16 protein-coding genes are annotated in these 15709 nt (G+C 66.3%); 8 read left to right on the top strand and 8 right to left on the bottom strand.

What is annotated here, in order from left to right:
* Positions 1 to 531: 531 nt before the first annotated feature.
* The 6 genes from BMZ97_RS15350 to BMZ97_RS15325 form a co-directional block, all read right to left on the bottom strand.
* Positions 532 to 1431, bottom strand: a complete 900-nt coding sequence (locus BMZ97_RS15350) for a polysaccharide deacetylase family protein (RefSeq protein ID WP_092170927.1) — start codon at positions 1429 to 1431, stop codon at positions 532 to 534.
* A gap of 11 nt (positions 1432 to 1442) precedes the next feature.
* A complete protein-coding gene (locus tag BMZ97_RS15345; RefSeq protein WP_092170924.1) occupies positions 1443 to 2444 on the bottom strand; it encodes an ABC transporter ATP-binding protein in 1002 nt (333 codons plus the stop codon).
* Positions 2441 to 3418: an ABC transporter ATP-binding protein gene (locus BMZ97_RS15340; RefSeq protein ID WP_092170921.1), complete on the bottom strand. Its 978-nt coding sequence runs from the start codon at positions 3416 to 3418 to the stop codon at positions 2441 to 2443. The genes BMZ97_RS15345 and BMZ97_RS15340 overlap by 4 nt, the downstream gene beginning before the upstream one ends.
* Positions 3419 to 3548: 130 nt before the next feature.
* On the bottom strand, positions 3549 to 4427 hold the full coding sequence (locus BMZ97_RS15335) for an ABC transporter permease (RefSeq protein ID WP_092170918.1): 879 nt from the start codon (positions 4425 to 4427) through the stop codon (positions 3549 to 3551).
* Positions 4427 to 5398, bottom strand: a complete 972-nt coding sequence (locus BMZ97_RS15330) for an ABC transporter permease (RefSeq protein WP_092170915.1) — start codon at positions 5396 to 5398, stop codon at positions 4427 to 4429. Before BMZ97_RS15330 ends, BMZ97_RS15335 begins: the two co-directional genes overlap by 1 nt.
* Positions 5399 to 5420: 22 nt before the next feature.
* Positions 5421 to 6122, bottom strand: coding sequence for a creatininase family protein (locus BMZ97_RS15325; RefSeq protein ID WP_092170913.1), 702 nt, complete (start codon positions 6120 to 6122; stop codon positions 5421 to 5423).
* A 108-nt stretch (positions 6123 to 6230) separates the two neighbouring features.
* Between BMZ97_RS15325 and BMZ97_RS15320 the strand changes: the two genes are divergently transcribed.
* The 5 genes from BMZ97_RS15320 to BMZ97_RS15300 all read left to right on the top strand — a co-directional run bounded on the left by BMZ97_RS15320 (position 6231) and on the right by BMZ97_RS15300 (position 11345).
* Positions 6231 to 6773 carry a MarR family winged helix-turn-helix transcriptional regulator gene (locus BMZ97_RS15320; protein WP_092170910.1) on the top strand — a complete coding sequence of 181 codons (543 nt, stop codon included), beginning with the start codon at positions 6231 to 6233 and terminating at the stop codon, positions 6771 to 6773.
* A gap of 152 nt (positions 6774 to 6925) precedes the next feature.
* Positions 6926 to 8518 carry an ABC transporter substrate-binding protein gene (locus BMZ97_RS15315; RefSeq protein ID WP_092170907.1) on the top strand — a complete coding sequence of 531 codons (1593 nt, stop codon included), beginning with the start codon at positions 6926 to 6928 and terminating at the stop codon, positions 8516 to 8518.
* A 108-nt stretch (positions 8519 to 8626) separates the two neighbouring features.
* The gene (locus tag BMZ97_RS15310; RefSeq protein WP_092170905.1) at positions 8627 to 9577 is read left to right on the top strand and encodes an isoaspartyl peptidase/L-asparaginase family protein; all 951 of its coding nucleotides are present in this window, start codon (positions 8627 to 8629) and stop codon (positions 9575 to 9577) included.
* Positions 9574 to 10617: a ketopantoate reductase family protein gene (locus BMZ97_RS15305; protein WP_092170902.1), complete on the top strand. Its 1044-nt coding sequence runs from the start codon at positions 9574 to 9576 to the stop codon at positions 10615 to 10617. Before BMZ97_RS15310 ends, BMZ97_RS15305 begins: the two co-directional genes overlap by 4 nt.
* Positions 10590 to 11345 carry an SDR family NAD(P)-dependent oxidoreductase gene (locus BMZ97_RS15300; protein ID WP_092170898.1) on the top strand — a complete coding sequence of 252 codons (756 nt, stop codon included), beginning with the start codon at positions 10590 to 10592 and terminating at the stop codon, positions 11343 to 11345. Before BMZ97_RS15305 ends, BMZ97_RS15300 begins: the two co-directional genes overlap by 28 nt.
* Positions 11346 to 11495: 150 nt before the next feature.
* Here the strand turns inward: BMZ97_RS15300 and BMZ97_RS15295 are convergent, their stop codons facing one another.
* Entirely contained in the window at positions 11496 to 11963 is a 468-nt protein-coding gene (locus tag BMZ97_RS15295) for an Lrp/AsnC family transcriptional regulator (protein ID WP_092170895.1), read from the bottom strand.
* A gap of 161 nt (positions 11964 to 12124) precedes the next feature.
* Here BMZ97_RS15295 and BMZ97_RS15290 point away from each other — a divergent pair, with 161 nt between their 5' ends.
* From BMZ97_RS15290 to BMZ97_RS15280, 3 genes are read left to right on the top strand one after another with little or no spacing between them, the layout of a single operon-like run.
* Entirely contained in the window at positions 12125 to 13150 is a 1026-nt protein-coding gene (locus tag BMZ97_RS15290; RefSeq protein WP_092170893.1) for an ABC transporter substrate-binding protein, read from the top strand.
* A 5-nt stretch (positions 13151 to 13155) separates the two neighbouring features.
* The gene (locus BMZ97_RS15285; protein ID WP_092170890.1) at positions 13156 to 13908 is read left to right on the top strand and encodes an ABC transporter permease; all 753 of its coding nucleotides are present in this window, start codon (positions 13156 to 13158) and stop codon (positions 13906 to 13908) included.
* Entirely contained in the window at positions 13896 to 14660 is a 765-nt protein-coding gene (locus tag BMZ97_RS15280) for an ABC transporter ATP-binding protein (protein ID WP_092170887.1), read from the top strand. The genes BMZ97_RS15285 and BMZ97_RS15280 overlap by 13 nt, the downstream gene beginning before the upstream one ends.
* A gap of 97 nt (positions 14661 to 14757) precedes the next feature.
* Here the strand turns inward: BMZ97_RS15280 and BMZ97_RS15275 are convergent, their stop codons facing one another.
* The gene (locus BMZ97_RS15275; protein WP_092171503.1) at positions 14758 to 15609 is read right to left on the bottom strand and encodes an SDR family NAD(P)-dependent oxidoreductase; all 852 of its coding nucleotides are present in this window, start codon (positions 15607 to 15609) and stop codon (positions 14758 to 14760) included.
* Positions 15610 to 15709: the final 100 nt, after the last annotated feature.

Raw genomic sequence — 15709 nt, 5'->3', positions numbered from 1 at the left:
CGGCTCGGCGCGCGGAGCGGGCGCGGGTGGTACGGGGCGTGCCGTCGGCGGCTCGGCCCGGGGCTGGGGCCGAGGTTCTGGCGCGGCGGCCGGCGGAGCCGGGGCGGGACGGGGCGCGACCGGGGCCGATGGCGCGGCGTTCGGGGCTGCCGGAGCAGCAGGGCGCTGTATCGCCGGCGGCGCGCCGGGCGCAGGCCGGGCCGCGGGCGGGCGCTCGGCTCCCGGCTGCTGTCCTGGAGGGCGTGGGCGGCCTGGCCGGCCAGGCTCTTCCTCGCTGGGCGCGGGGGCAGGCGCTTGCGCCAGCAGCAGGACGTTCTGAGCGGAGGGAGCGGCGAAGCCCCCCTGCGACAAGGTGATCGCGGGCAGCATGGTTCCGATCAGGAGCCAGTTCTTGGTGCGCGTCATGGGATCCGTTTCCGTTTCAGCGACGGGCATCAACGCCTTTGCGCGCTGAACCACCGATGAAGCGAAAACGGCTGAAATCGGGCAGAGTTCCGTCCCGCCCGGCATTACCTGGCGAGACGGTGTGGTTCAGAGCCCGGACTGGGCCTTCACATAGCGCGCGATCTCGGCATGGCTGGCGAACCAGACATTGCCCTTCGCCTTGGCGTGCCGGATCAGCTCCTCGAGGATCCAGATACGCGAGCGATAGGTGATGATATGCGGGTGCATCGTCAGCAGGAACAACCCGCCATCCTCATAGGCGCCGTCGAACTCGCGCCGGAAGATATCGAACACGGTCTCCGGCGCCGTATAGGGCCGCAAGGCCTGGAAGCGGTTCATGTTAAAATAGACCGCGTCGTCGCGAATCCATTCGACGGGCAACTCGACCATGCCGGTTGCCTCGCCCTTGTCGATCAATTCGTAGGGGTCGTCATCGGCGAAGAGCGATGAATCGTAGAGCAGGCCGAGTTCGCGCTCGATCGCCAGCGTGACTTCCGAGAAGTCCCAGGACGGCGTGCGCATCCCGACAGGCCTGACGCCGGTGACCTTCTCCAGCGTGTCGGCCGAGCGCAGATGCAAGTCGCGCTCATTGGCCGGGGGCACGGCGGTATTGACCTCGTGGATCCAGCCGTGAAGGCCGATCTCGTGGCCCTCCGCGACGACGCGGCGCTGTTCGTCCGGGTAAAGCAGCGCGGTCACCGCCGGCACGAAGAAGCTCGCCTGGATGTCCTCCTTCGCCAGCAGGCTCAGGATGCGCGGCATGCCGACACGATTGCCGTACTGGCCCCAGGAGAGCCGCCCGACCGACTTGCCGCCATCGCGCAGCTCGTTGGTCTCGTGATCGACGTCGAAGGACAGCGCCACCGCGCAGCGCGCGCCATTGGGCCAGGCCTTCGGCTTCAGATTGCGTCCGGCGCGGACGCGGTCGACCTTGGCGCGCCAGGTCTCTTCAGGCCATTGCCAGGGTTCGAGGGGCAGATCGGTCATGGCAGGCTCCTTCAGGCGGGGGCGAAAGGCGCGAAATGACAGGCGCTGAGGCGGGCCGCGCCGACCTCGCGCAGCAGCGGCCGCTCCTCGCGGCAGCGCTCTGCCGCGAGCGGACAGCGCAAATGGAAATGGCAGCCCGCCGGCGGCGAGAGCGGCGAGGGCAATTCGCCTGCGATAGGCTTGAATGACGTCGTGACTCCGTCATCGAGCACGAGCTTGGGCACGCTGTCGAGCAGCGCCTGGGTATAGGGATGCTGCGGGGCGGCGTAGACCGCTTGCGTCTCGCCCAGCTCGACGATGCGGCCGAGATACATGATCGCGACGCGGTCGCAGAGATGGCGCACCACGCCGAGATCATGGCTGATGAACAGCATGGTGAGGTTGAGCTCGCGGCGCAGCTTCAGGAACAGATTGATGATCTGCGCCTGGATCGAGACATCGAGCGAGGCGACCGGCTCGTCGCAGACCAGCATGTCGGGCTGCATCGCCAGCGCACGCGCGATCGCGATGCGCTGGCGCTGCCCGCCCGAGAACTGGTGCGGGTAGCGCGCGGCGAAGGCGGGATCGAGCCCCACGGTCGTGAGCCATTTGCCGACATAGTCGCGCGCCTGTGCTTTCGTCGTCAGGCCATGCGCGAGCGGCCCTTCCGCAATGGTGTCGCCGACCTGCATGCGCGGATCGAGCGAGGCGAAGGGGTCTTGGAAGATCATCTGGACGCGCGTCGTCGTCTTGCGCCCACCCGACATCACCGGCTCGCCGGCAACCGAAGTCGCACCCGAGCTCGGTGCCAGAATGCCGGCGACGACGCGGCCGAGCGTGGACTTGCCACAACCGGATTCGCCGACGAGCCCGAGCGCCTCGCCCTTGGCGACGGACAGCGAGACGCCGTCGACGGCGTGAGTGATGCGGGTGTCGACCTTCTGGCCGAGCCTGGCCGCGATCCTGTCGCCGAAGGAGACGCGCGGCGCGAACCGGCGCGAGACGTTCTCGATGTTGAGGAAGGCGTCGGTCATGTCGCGACCTCCAGCCCGAGCGGATGGTGGCAGCGATGCTGGCGCAGGCGTTCCGTCACCAGCTCCGGCATTACCTGGCAGGCGGCGTCGGCGCGCGGACAGCGCGGTGCGAAAGCGCAGCCCGGCGGCAGCGAGAGCAGCGAGGGCGTGGAGCCCGGAATCTGCACCAGATCGCGGCCGGGCTCGGCCCGCGCCGGCAGGGAATCCAGCAGCCCGCGCGTATAGGGATGGCGCGGATTGCGCAGCACAGCGGCCGTCGGGCCGGCCTCGACGATGCGCCCGGCATACATCACCGCGATCTTGTCGGCGAGCGAGGAGACGGTAGCGAGGTCGTGGCTGATCCAGATCAGCGCCATACCGAGATCGGCGACGAGCGCCTTCATCTCGGCCAGGATCTGCGCCTGGATCGAGACGTCGAGCGCTGTCGTCGGCTCGTCGGCGATCAGCAAAGCGGGATCGTGCAGCAGCGCGATTGCGATCGCGACCCGCTGGCGCATGCCGCCGGAGAACTCGTGCGGATAGGCGCCCAGGCGGCGCGCGGCATCGGGAATTCCGACGCGGGTCAGGACGGCGACGCTGCGCGCGCGCGTCGCCTGCTCGCCGGTCACGCCATGGGCTTCCAAGGCCATGCGCATCTGCTCGCCGATGGTGATGACCGGGTTCAGCGTCGTCGCCGGGTCCTGGAAGACCATGGCGATGCGCTTGCCTCGTAGCCGCCGCAGTTGCGAGGGCCGCATCGAAACGAGGTCCTGCCCCTCGAAGCGCACGGCGCCCGAGGCGATGCGGCCGGGCGGATCGACAAGGCCCAGCAGCGAGAAGCCGGTGACGCTCTTGCCCGAGCCGGACTCGCCGACGAGGCCCATGACCTCGCCCTTGCTCAGACGAAAGGAAACGCCGTCGACCGCCTTCACCACCCCGGCGCGGGTGAAGAAATGCGTCGCGAGATTGTCGACTTCGAGGAGGGGCGCGGTCATGGCGACTTGCCTCTGCCGTCGTGCTCGCCCTTGTGGCGAGCATCCACGTCTCGAACACTGCCTTCGCCGAAGGAAGACGTGGATGGTCGGGACAAGCCCGACCATGACGGGAACGGTCTGAGCCGGTCCCTCATCGCTTCAGCCTCGGATTGACCTGGTCGCGGATCTGGTCGCCGACGAGGTTGATGGCCACGATCAGCACGATCAGCGCGATGCCGGGATAGATCGAGATCCAGTAGCGGCCAGACAGCATGTACTGGAAACCGTTCGAGATCAGCATGCCGAGCGAGGGTTCGGTGACCGGAAGTCCGACGCCGAGAAAGGACAATGTGGCTTCGAGCGCGATGGCGTTGGCGACCTGCACGGTCGCGATCACGATCAGGGGTGGCAGGCAGTTCGGCAGGATGTGGCGGAAGACCACCTGCCAGCCCGGCAGCGGCGTCGAGAGCGCCGCCTCGATATAGTCCTTGCCGCGTTCGGCCGCCGCTGCGCCATGGGCGGTGCGGGCGAAATAGGCGTATTGGGCGGCGGTGAGCGCGGTGATGAACTGTGCCTTGCCCTGGCCGAGCAGGGCCGAGAGCACGAGCGCGAGCAGGATCGCGGGAAAGGCGAGCTGCAGGTCTATCACCCGCATGATGAAGGCCTCCCAGCGCCCCCCGACATAAGCCGCGCCCAACCCCAGGCTGACGCCGATCACGAAGGCGCAGGAGCCGGCGATCAAACCCATCTCCAAGGAGATGCGCAGGCCGTAGAGGATGGCCGAGAACAGGTCGCGCCCCTGCGCGTCCGTGCCCAGGATATGGGTGTAGCCGCCCGAACCGACGAAACCCGGCGGCCGGCGCGCATCCATCAGCACGAGATTGGCGAGGTCATAGGGGTCCTGCGGGGCGACGAGCGGGGCAAGCAGCGCAACGCCGATCATCAGCACCACGACAGCGAGTGCGGCGAGCGCGACCCGGCTCTCGCGGAACTCGGCCCAGAAGCGGGCGATTGGGGAGGCGGGCTTCATCAGGCGCGCGCCTTCCGCAGGCGTGGATCGAGCCCGACATAGGCAAGATCGACCAGGAAATTGATCGTGATGAAGACGCAGGCGACAAGCATGAGGTAGGCGACCATCACCGGCCGGTCGAGCGAGGTGATCGAATCGATGATCAGCTTGCCGATGCCGGGCCAGGAGAAGATCGTCTCGGTGACGACGGCGAAGGCCAGCGTCGAGGCGAATTCCAGTCCGAAGACCGTGACGATCGGGATCGCGATCAATCGCAGCACATGTCGGCGCAGCACGGTCCATTCCGAGAGACCGGCGGCGCGGGCGAATTTCACCGTGTCGGTCAGCATCACCTCGCGCGTGCCGGCCCTTGCGAGGCGCGTCATCAAGGCGAGCTTGAAGAAGGCGAGGTTCAGCGCCGGCAGCAAGAGATGGCTGAGCCCGTTCAGCGTCAGGAAGCTCCATTCGATGCCGAAGAGCGAGGCCGTGTCGCCGCGACCGCCCGCCGGCAGCCATTGCAATTCGACCGCGAAGGCGATGATCAGCACGAGGCCGATCCAGAAGGTCGGCACCGAGAAGCCCAGGATCGAGACCGCCATGATGATCTTGGCGGGCAGGCCGTCGGGCCGATAGCCGGCATAGATGCCGGCAGGAATTCCGATCAGCGCAGCGCCGCAAACGGCGAGCAGCGTCAGTTCCAGGGTGGCCGGCAGGCGCGACAGGATCAGGTCGAGCACCGGCATGCCGAAGACGAAGGAGCGGCCGAAATCACCATGCAGGATGCGTCCGAGGAAGGTGAAGTACTGCTCCCAGAGTGGCCGGTCGAGCCCATAGCGGGCGATGGTCTCCAGCCTGATGTCCTGGCTGACATCGGGGCCGATCAGCACGTCGATCGGGTTGCCGATGGCGTAGACGCCGACGAAGACCAGCGCCGACATGACCAGCATGACGGCGAGCGCCTGCACCACGCGCTCGATAATGTGGCCTAGCATGGGCGGGCGCCGTGGCGTCGCCTCACGGCCAATCCTCGACCATCGCCGCGCGAGTCTCCTCGACGCCGATCTGCCAGAGGCTCAGCATCTCCTCGTCGGAGCGCTGGTAGCGGCCGTGGAAATTGCCGTCGCCCAGGATCTCGCGCTTCCGGGCCGGATTGGCTGCCTGATAAAGCGCCGCGTTGAAGGGCGGTTTCGTGGCATTGGGCAGCGCCACGCCTTCCAGCCGTGTCCAGGGGAAGTTCTCCATCCAGGAGGCGTGCGAGGCCGCCGTATCGATCGCCTTCACCGCCGCCTGAAAACGCGGCCCCGCCCACCAATTGTGCATCCTGACGTTGGCATCGGTCCTCACGCCCATCCACTCCGTGCAGAAGGTCATGGCCGGCGAATTGCCGCCATGGCCGTTGACCAGCATGATGCGGCGGAAGCCGGAGCGGTAGAATCCTTCGAGCATGTCCTCCACCACTGCAATATACGTGCTCAGCCGCAGCGAGACGGTGCCGGGATAGGCGGCAAAGCCCGGCGTCATGCCATAGGCGAGCACGGGGAAGACCGGGATAGCGAGCGGTTCCGCCGCATCCTGAGCCACTTTTTCGGAGAGGATCGCGTCGGTCGCCAGGCTCAGATAGGCGTGCTGCTCGACGCTGCCGAGCGGCAGGACGCAGCGGTCGTCCCGCTTGGCTTGCGCCTCGACCTGCATCCAGTTCATCTGTGCGATATGCACGGCCCGTTCCTTGCAGAAAAGTGTGGCAAAATCCGATGGCTAGGCCATCCTTGACTCCTGCTTTCAGGAGCGTCAAGTTCCATTTGGAACTAAATCAGGGAGCTGATCATGCGCCGCGCCCCGACCGCTCTGTCGCGTCTCGACCATGAGCGCGAGGCCGCGCTGCGCGACCTTGATCCGCTCACCATCACCAAGCTCTGGGACAACCCCTGCTGGCTGTCCTTCCGGCTGAACTTCATCGCCTTCCGCTTCAACGATCCCGTCTATCGCTGGATCGAGACGCGCTACGGCCTGGTGCGGCCCGAATTCGTCGTGCTCTACGCCGTCGGCCTGAGGGACGGCGTGGCCGCCAAGAACATCGTGGCCTCCTCCGGCCTGCCCAAGAACACGCTCTCGCGCGCCATCCAGAAGCTTTTGACCCGCCGCCTACTCAAGCGCGAGACCGATCGCGACGATCTGCGCAGCTTCGTGCTGCGCCTGACCACGGCCGGGCGCGCCATCTTCGAGGAGACGATGCCGGTGATGGTGCAGCAGCAGACCACCATGCTGGAAGGGCTCACCGAAGCTGAGCAGCGCCAGCTCTGCGAATTGATGGACAAGCTCGTCATTGCCTCGCCGAGCTGGCCCAATGATCTCGAGAACCAGACATAGCCCGGAGGCATCCGAACCATCTTTCCAAAGAACTGACGCAGCGCGGCGCGTCGAGACTGCCTGCCGGGCTCACTAGAGAAAAACTATCGCGTGGAATCAACCGATCATGCCGCCGCTCGACAAGGCATGACAGATCTCAGAGGACCTCCTTCATGACGCTCTCCCTTCCCGTTCGCTCGCTGGCTCTCGCGGCCATGCTCGGCATGTCGGTTTCGACCGCAGCCCTCGCCCAGAACCTCACGATCGGCGTGCGCGCCGGCCCGGAATCGATCGATCCGGCCTACACCGCGACCGGCACCCATGCTGAAGCGCTCAAGCACGTCTTCGATACGCTGACCTGGTCCGGCGACAAGCTGCAGATCGAGCCGCGCCTCGCCTTGAGCTGGAAGGCGATCGCCTCCGACGTCTGGGAGTTCAAGCTTCGTCCGGGCGTGAAATTCCATGACGGCTCGGACTTCACCGCCGAGGACGTCAAATTCTCGATCGAGCGCGTCGCGGTCGTCTCCGGCCCCAACCCGACGACGCCCTATGTCCGTCGCGTCCAGCAGATCAAGATCATCGATCCATTGACGATCCAGCTCACCACGGACGGGCCTGCGCCGACCCTGCCGAACGATTTCGTCCGCCTCTTCATCGTCTCGCACAAGGCAGCGGCCGGCCTCACCAAGGATACCGCCAACGAAGCCTTCAACAGCGGCAAGGCGGCGGTCGGCACCGGGCCTTACAAATTCGTCTCCTGGACGCCCAAGGATCAGCTCGTGCTCGAGCGTTTCGACGGTTTCTGGGGCGAGAAGCAGCCCTGGGTCAGGGTTGTCCGCAAGGAATTGCCCAATGACGCGGCTCGCGTCGCCCAGCTCAAGGCGGGTCAGGTGGACCTCATCGTCCGCGTGCCGGCCTCCGACGTGCCGACCCTCAAGCGCGACGCCAAGCTGACGGTGAGCTCGATCGACTCCATCTATGTCTTCAACATGGAGATGTCGATGAAGGACAATCCGCCGGGCGTCACCGCCAAGGATGGTTCGGCTCTGCCGAAAAACCCCTTCGCCGACCCGAAGGTGCGCGAGGCGGTCGACCTCGCCATCGATCGGCCGGCGCTCGTCGAGATCGCGATGGAAGGCCTTGGCGCCCCGGCGAACCAGCTCATGACGCCGGAGATCTTCGGCTTCAACAAGAGCCTGCCGCCGCGCAAGCCCGATCTCGCCAAGGCCAAGGCGCTGCTTGCCGAGGCCGGCTATCCCAACGGCTTCAAATTCGCGTTCGCCTTCACCAGCGACCGCCTGCCGGGTGACCGCCAGGTCGGCACCTCGATCGCGCAGATGCTGGCGCGCGTCGGCCTCGAGGTCACTGCCAACGCTCAGCCCAGCGCGGTGTTCTTCCCGGCGCGGACACGTGGCGACTATGTGACGAGCATGTCCGGCTGGGGCACGCTGACCGGCGAGGCGAATTACACGCTCTCCTCCGTCGCCCACACCAACGATCCGGCCAAGAGACTCGGCGCCTTCAACGTCACCGGGTACTCCAACCCGGTCATGGACAAGCTGATCGAGGACGCCGCCATCGAGATGGACGAAGCCAAGCGCTCGGCCTTCCTGCAGGAGGCCAATGCCCTGGTCGCCACGGACCGGCCGCGTCTGCCGATCGTCACGGTCGGCTCGGCCTGGGCGATGCAGAAGGATAAGGTGACGCTCGCAACGCGCATCGACGAGGACACGCTGGCGATGGACATCAAGCCCGCCAAGAAGTGAGCGGGCAGGCAGTCGGCAATAGGCAGTCGGCAGTCGTTTTCTGCCGCCGACCGCTCGTCCGACTGCCTACTGCCTATTGCCGACTGCCCCGTTCCGAGGTTCCATCACATGACCAACATCGCTCTCGCCATCCATGGCGGCTGCGGCACGCTGCCCAAGGCCGAGATGACCGACGCCGAATGGGCGCAGGCCCGGGCCGATCTCGCAGCCTCGCTGCGCGCCGGCTGGGTGATCCTCGCCAGGGGCGGCACGGCGGTGGATGCCGTCGAAGCGGCCGTGCGCGTGATGGAGGATTCGCCCCATTTCAATGCCGGCCACGGCGCGGCCTTCAATGCCGATGGCGAGCATGAGCTCGACGTTTCGATCATGGATGGCGCGACGCTGGCGGCCGGCGCGCTCTGCGGCGTAAAACGCGTCAAGAATCCAGTCAGCGCTGCGAAAGCCTTGATGCGGCGTGGCGATCCGCTGTTGCTGGCGGGCACGGCCGGAGACGCCTTCGCCGAGCATGAAGGCCTCGACATGGTCGAGAACGAGTATTTCTCGACCGAACGCCGCCGCAAGAACCTCTCCTCGATGAAGATCCGGGAACTGGTCGGCACGGCCTCGGAAGCGAGCGAGGCGGAAAAACACGGCACGGTCGGCGCGGTTGCGCGAGACGTGCAAGGTCATCTCGCCGCGGCGACCTCGACCGGCGGTTACACCAACAAGCCGGTCGGGCGCGTCGGTGATTCCCCCATCATCGGGGCTGGCACTTATGCCCGTGACGGCCGCTGCGCTGTCTCAGGCACCGGCAAGGGCGAGTATTTCATTCGCTATTGCGTCGGCCACGAGATCGCGTCGCTGATCGCCTATAAGGGGCTGAGCCTGAAACAGGCGACCGACACGGTCCTGGCCGAATTGACGGCGCACAAGATCGGCGCCGGCCTCGTCGCCATCGATGCAGATGGCGCCATCGTCGCGCCCTATAATTCCGAAGGCATGTATCGCGGCTGGGTCACGCCCGACGGGCTCGTCCATGTCGCGACCCATGGTGATGTCGAGATGGCGGGGCAGGCATGAGCACAGCCGAACCCATCTTGATCTGGGGCGCAGGCGCGATCGGCGGCACGCTGGGCGCCTATTGGGCCCGCGCCGGCATCCCCGTCCTCCTCGTCGATATCGTGCCTGAGCATGTCGAGGCCTGCCGCATGACGGGCCTTGCGATCACCGGGCCGATCGAGGCGTTCCGCCAGATCGTCCCGGCCGTGACGCCGGCCGAACTGACCGGCACCTATAAACGCATTGTGCTGGCGGTGAAGGCCGGCGCGACCGAAGCTGCGGTCGCGGCGCTGAAGCCGCATCTCGCGGCGGATGGATTCGTGCTCTCGGCCCAGAACGGCCTCAACGAGTTGACGATCGCAGGCCAGCTTGGCGAGGCGCACACCATGGGCTGCTTCGTCAATTTCGGCGCGGACTGGCATGGGCCGGGCGAGATTTTGTACGGCAATCGCGGCGCGGTCGTCGTAGGCGAACTCGACGGGGCGATGACGCCGCGCCTGCACGACATGCATGCGTTGCTGAAGCTCTTCGACCAGGATTCGGTCGTGACCGACAACATCTGGGGTTCGCTCTGGGGCAAGCTCGCCTATGGCGCGATGTTGTTCGGCACGGCGCTGACGGATGAAACGATGTCGGCGAATTTCGCCGATCCCGAACGCCTGCCGGTCTGGCTCGCGCTCGGTCGCGAGGTCGGCGCGGTCGCCGCTGCCCGCGATGTACGCTCCCTCGGCTTCGGCGCGTTCGATCCGATGGTCTTTGCACCCGGCCAGCCTGAAGGCCCGCAAATCGAGACGATTGCCTGGCTCGCGGACTACACCTCCAAGACGGCAAAAACCCATTCCGGCATCTGGCGCGATCTGGCTGTGCGCAAGCGCAAGACCGAGGTTGATCCCCAGATCGGCATCATCGCGACGCTGGGCCGCGAGGCGGGTGTCGCCACCCCGGCGCTGATCACACTGGTTTCGCTCATCCATGAGATCGAGGACGGCAAGCGCCCGCTCTCCTTCGCCACGCTGAAAGTCCTGCTCGACCAATGCAAATCCGCTTCGACAATCGCGTAGCCCTCGTCACGGGCGCAGCTCAGGGCATCGGCCGGGCCATCGCAGCGGCGCTGGTCGAATCCGGTGCGACCGTGCACCTTGCCGATATCGACGCTGCGGGCGTGGCCGAAACGGCCAAGGCGATCGGCGCGACCCCGCATGCGGTCGATCTCGGCACGCCTGAGGCGGCGAGCGCGCTCATTGCCGAGATCGTCGCGAAAAGCGGCAAGCTCGATCTCATGGTCCATGCTGCCGGCGGGGTGCGCGGGCAGGTTGGCCGGCCGATCGAGGCGATTTCCGAGGCCGATTGGCGCGTGATCTTCGCCGCCAATGTCGACGCCGCCTTCTTCCTCGCCCAGGCCGCAGCCCCGGTGATGCGGCAGTCCGGCTATGGCCGCATCGTCACGATCTCGTCCGGCGCGGGCCTGCGGCCAAGCCTCACCGGCATCCAGGCCTATGCCAGCGCCAAGCACGCGCTGGTCGGTTTGACCAAGCAGCTCGCCTGGGAGCTCGGCCCGCATGGCGTCACGGTGAACTCCGTCGCGCCGGGCTTCGTGCGCTCCAACCCCGCGACCGAGCGGCAATGGGAGAGCTATGGCCCAGAGGGGCAGAAACGCCTGGTCGAGGGCATCCATACCCGCCGCCTCGGCACGCCGGCCGACATCGCGGCGGCGACGCTGTTCTTCCTGAGCGAGCAGGCCGGCTGGATCACCGGGCAGGTGTTGTCCGTAGATGGCGGGCGGTCGTGAGGCGGGCTGTTGCGTTGTCCTCGGCCGTCATTCCGGACAAGCCGCGTAGCGGCGCCGATCCGGAATCCATCGAAGGACGACGCACTCTAAGATGGATTCCGGGTCTCCGCTTCGCTGCGCCCGGAATGACGGCGTAGGGGTAAATCGCGCTCACGCCTTCGGCAGATCCGGCACGCGATAGGCCGTCGTCGACTTGATCCGCTCCATGGCGAAGCGTGAGGTCACATTCTTGAGCGGGATCGTCTCGATCAGTTTCTTGTAGAAGCCGTCATAGGCCGCCATGTCGGCGACGACGACGCGCAGCATGTAGTCGACATCGCCGGCCATGCGGTAGAACTCCATCACCTCCGGCATCGACGCGACCATCTGCGCGAATTTCTCCAGCCACGGCCCGGAATGGTCGGCGGTCTCGATCTGGACGAAGACGGTGAGGCCGAGCCCGATCTTCTCGGGTGCGACCAGCGCGACGCGCTTCACGATCACGCCCGACTGCTCCAGCCGCTGGATGCGCTTCCAGCACGGCGTCTGCGACAGCCCGACGCGGTCGGCGAGTTCCGCGATCGAGATGTTGGCGTCGCCCTGCAGGACGGTGAGGATTTTCCGGTCTATCGCATCCATTCTCGTATTCCGTCCGTGAGAAGAAGATTATATCTGTCTGTGGCTGTAAAAGTAGAATAATTATCTTTTTAAGGCTTCCAACTTGTTTTCAGATAGAAAATCCTTTTCTCAATCTGTCAATGGGTGCATTTCCGGCACCGTTCTCACGAGGGATTTGATCGATGGATCGCCGCCAGTTCCTGTTCGCCGGTTCCGCGCTGCTCGCTGCGTCGCCGCTGTCCGTGGCGCGCGCCCAGGGCGCTGTCACCGCGCGTATCGGCTACATCCCGGTCATCGGCACGGCTCCGGTCTTCGTCGCCAATGGCGAGGGTTGGCTCAAGGAGGCCGGCCTCAACGCCAGCTTTACGGTGTTCGAATCCGGCCCGAACATGATCCAGGCCTTCGCCTCGGGCACGATCGATTTCTACGTCGCCGGCATCGCGCCGCTGGCGGTGGCGCGCTCGCGCGGCGTCGATGTCCGCGTCGTGGCCGCCACAGCGGTGGCCGAGAACGTCTTCGTCGCTGCGCCGTCCCTGACGAAGTTCTTCACGCCGGGCACCACGGCAGCGGCCGCCTTCAAGGCCTACAAGGCCGCGACCGGCAAACCGGCGCGGCTGGCTACCCAACCGGCGGGCTCCGTGCCCAATACCACGCTGCAATACTGGCTCTGGGAGGTCGCCAAGGCCGACAAGGCCGATGTCGAGATCGTCCCGATGGGCATCGACGCAACCCAGCAGGCGGTGTTGGCGGCGGCCGTCGAGGGCGCGATCGTGCGCGAGCCGGCGTTGACCATCATCCAGACCCGCAACCCCGGCATCAAGCTGATCGCGGGCGGGCAGGAGCTCTTCCCCGGCCAGCCCGGCACGGTGGTAGCGGGCTCGGGCGACTTCGTTACCAAGAACCCTGAGGTCGTGCAGAAGCTGGTCAACAGCCTCGTGCGCGCCGCTGATCTGCTCGCCAAGAACCCCGACAAGGCCGCGCCTCATGTCGGGGCCGCGCTCGGCAAGGGCATCGTCGATCCCGAATTGATCCGCAAGGCGCTGACATCGCCGGCGAGCACCTTCGAGATCGATCCCCGCAAGATCATCGAGCCGTCCCGCGTCATGCAGGCCTATCAGGTCAAGCTCGGTTCGCTCGACAAGGAATTGCCGTTCGACGGCCTGTTCGAGACGCAGTATTACGAGCGCGCGATCAAGACGGGCGGCTGACATCCTTGCAATCCCTTCGGGCTCCGGCCCTAGCCCTTGCGGGCCTCGTCGCCTTCCTGCTGCTTTGGGAGGCGATCCCTTTCTTCGGCTTGGTGAACCCGGCCTTCCTGCCGGGCCCGAGCGCCTTGCCGAAGGCGTTTTGGCGTGAGGTCACCTCGGGCGCCTGGCTTGCGGCGATCCTCGGTTCGCTCGGCCACTACTTCACCGGCCTGATCACCGGTTCGGTGCTCGGTGCGGCGCTTGGCGTGCTCGTCGGCATGTCGCGCATCGCTGAAGAAGCCACTGCCTGGGTGGTGCGCCTGCTGCGGCCGATTCCCGGTCTCGCCTGGGTGCCCTTTGCCATCATCTGGTTTGGCGTGAACCCGTCCGCCGCGGTGTTCATCATCGCGATCGGCGTGTTCTGGATCGTCTTCTTTGCCGCCCAGGGCGCGATCCGCGGCGTCGATCGCGATCTGATCGAGGTCGCCGACGCCTTCGGCTTCCGCACGAGCTGGCAGCGCCTGACCAAGATCCTGCTGCCAGCCGCCATGCCCGGCATTCTGATCGGCGTGCGCACGGCGCTGGGCCAGGCCTGGATGGCGGTCGTCGCGGCCGAGATTTTTGGCGTCGCCGGCGTCGGCCAGCGCATGATGCAGGCCTCCAGCCTGCTCGCGACTGATATCGTGGTGATCTACATGCTGACCATGGCGGGGCTCTACGGCTTCCTAGACACCCTCTTCGTCGCCTTCCAGAGATGGGTGCTGCGATGGAAAGCGTGATCGACATCAAGGCCCTCTCGCTGACCTTCACCCGCGATGGCGAGGCGACGGAGGTTCTGCGCAAGCTCGATCTCTCGGTCGCGCGCGGTGAGTTCCTGGCGATCGTCGGCCCGTCCGGCGTCGGCAAGTCGACGCTGCTGCGCGTTATCGCAGGCCTCGCCAAGCCCAGCGGCGGCGAGGTCGTGATCAATGCTGCGGACAACACCCGCCGGCCGGTCGCGCTCGTGTTCCAGGATTCGCGCCTGCTGCCCTGGCGCAAGGTCGCTTCGAATGTCGGCTTCGGGCTCGAAGGACAGGTCTCGCGTCACGAGCGACAGGCCAAGGCGCAGGAGATGCTCGATCTCGTGGGTTTGAGTTCGCTGGCGAATCGCTGGCCGCATCAGCTCTCCGGTGGCCAGCGCCAGCGCGTCTCGCTGGCGCGCGCGCTCGCAGTCGAGCCTGAGATCCTGCTGATGGATGAGCCGTTCTCGGCGCTCGACGCATTGACCCGCGAAAGCCTGCAGGACGAGCTGATCCGTGTCTGGCGGCGCACCGGCAAAACCGTGCTCTTCGTCACGCACGACATCGACGAGGCGGCCTATCTCGCCGACCGCGTCGTCATCCTCTCCGGTGCGCCGGGCCAGATCATCGCCGAGCACAGGATCGATGCGCCCCGGCCCCGCAAGCGCGGCGAGGCGGCCGAAGCCGAGATCGTGCGCGCGGTGCGACTGGGTCTGGGCGCGGATACGGTGGCGGACGGCGCGGCGATCTGAACGCTTCGTCGTCATTGCGAGCGTAGCGAAGCAATCCAGGGAGACGTAGAGCGAGCCCTCCTGGCTTGCTTCGCTACGCTCGCAATGACGGGAGGCCTCACTCCCCCTCGACATGCGCCTTGAACGCCTCGGCGAAGCCGGGGTGCCAGCGCGAGAGTGGCGGACGGTTCTCGATGATGTCGCCGATCGCCCAGGCCATGCGCTTCTCGTCGAGGGCTCGCGGCGTCTCGTTGTCGGGGCAGAGGATGTAGAAGTCGCCCGCGCCCAGTCGCTCCAGCATGAAGTCGACGGTCTGCTCCGGCGTCCAGGCCCCGGCCGGCTGTTCGAGGCGCCCTTTGGCCGTGAGCGGCGTGTAGACAAAGCCGGGGATCAGGAGATGGGCGCTGACCTTGCAGCCTGCCGTCCCGCGCAATTCATGCTGCAAGGCTTCGGTGAAGGCCTTCACGCCGGCTTTCGAGACATTGTAGGCGGGGTCGCCGGGTGGCGTGGTGATGCCCTGCTTCGAGCCGGTGTTGATGATCAGGCCCGGCGCGCCGCTGGCGATCATGCCGGGCGCGAAGATCTGCGTACCGTTGACGATACCGCCGAGATTGACGGCGAGGATTCGCTCCCAGGTTTCGGTCGATCCGAACATCGTGCTGCCCGGCTGGATGCCGGCATTGTTCATCAGCACATGGACGGCACCGAAGCGGGCCGTCACTTGCTCGTGCAGGGCCTGAACCGCTTCGCGCCGCGCCACGTCGGTGGGTACCACGAGCACGTTCTCCTCGCCGACGAGCGTCGCCAGCACCTGCCCGGCGGCCTTGAGCCCTTCCGCGTCGCGGTCGGCGATGGCGACCTTCATGCCCAGCCCCGCAAAGGCACGGGCGGCGGCGAATCCGATGCCCGAGGCCGCACCCGTGACCACGGCGACATGCGAGGGGGCGATTGCGGCAGGCAATGTGGCCATGATCAGCTTTCAACATTCCAGAGTTTCAGGCGCGCAGCTAAAGCAGCACACGCGGCGACATCATGGCGCGGTGCACTGTTTCCATCCTTGCCTGAGAATG

The sequence above is a fragment of the Allobosea sp. OK403 genome (assembly GCF_900113835.1).
Taxonomy (GTDB): Bacteria; Pseudomonadota; Alphaproteobacteria; order Rhizobiales; family Beijerinckiaceae; genus Allobosea.
This window is presented reverse-complemented; position numbering and strand designations above follow the sequence as displayed.

Excerpts from the sequence above, each read along its gene's own strand:
- BMZ97_RS15350 (WP_092170927.1), bottom strand. The coding sequence starts at position 1,431 with ATGACCGATCTGCCCCTCGAACCCTGGCAATGGCCTGAAGAGACCTGG.
- BMZ97_RS15345 (WP_092170924.1), bottom strand. The coding sequence starts at position 2,444 with ATGACCGACGCCTTCCTCAACATCGAGAACGTCTCGCGCCGGTTCGCG.
- BMZ97_RS15340 (WP_092170921.1), bottom strand. The coding sequence starts at position 3,418 with ATGACCGCGCCCCTCCTCGAAGTCGACAATCTCGCGACGCATTTCTTC.
- BMZ97_RS15335 (WP_092170918.1), bottom strand. The coding sequence starts at position 4,427 with ATGAAGCCCGCCTCCCCAATCGCCCGCTTCTGGGCCGAGTTCCGCGAG.
- BMZ97_RS15330 (WP_092170915.1), bottom strand. The coding sequence starts at position 5,398 with ATGCTAGGCCACATTATCGAGCGCGTGGTGCAGGCGCTCGCCGTCATG.
- BMZ97_RS15320 (WP_092170910.1), top strand. The coding sequence starts at position 6,231 with ATGCGCCGCGCCCCGACCGCTCTGTCGCGTCTCGACCATGAGCGCGAG.
- BMZ97_RS15315 (WP_092170907.1), top strand. The coding sequence starts at position 6,926 with ATGACGCTCTCCCTTCCCGTTCGCTCGCTGGCTCTCGCGGCCATGCTC.
- BMZ97_RS15310 (WP_092170905.1), top strand. The coding sequence starts at position 8,627 with ATGACCAACATCGCTCTCGCCATCCATGGCGGCTGCGGCACGCTGCCC.
- BMZ97_RS15305 (WP_092170902.1), top strand. The coding sequence starts at position 9,574 with ATGAGCACAGCCGAACCCATCTTGATCTGGGGCGCAGGCGCGATCGGC.
- BMZ97_RS15300 (WP_092170898.1), top strand. The coding sequence starts at position 10,590 with ATGCAAATCCGCTTCGACAATCGCGTAGCCCTCGTCACGGGCGCAGCT.
- BMZ97_RS15295 (WP_092170895.1), bottom strand. The coding sequence starts at position 11,963 with ATGGATGCGATAGACCGGAAAATCCTCACCGTCCTGCAGGGCGACGCC.
- BMZ97_RS15290 (WP_092170893.1), top strand. The coding sequence starts at position 12,125 with ATGGATCGCCGCCAGTTCCTGTTCGCCGGTTCCGCGCTGCTCGCTGCG.
- BMZ97_RS15280 (WP_092170887.1), top strand. The coding sequence starts at position 13,896 with ATGGAAAGCGTGATCGACATCAAGGCCCTCTCGCTGACCTTCACCCGC.
- BMZ97_RS15275 (WP_092171503.1), bottom strand. The coding sequence starts at position 15,609 with ATGGCCACATTGCCTGCCGCAATCGCCCCCTCGCATGTCGCCGTGGTC.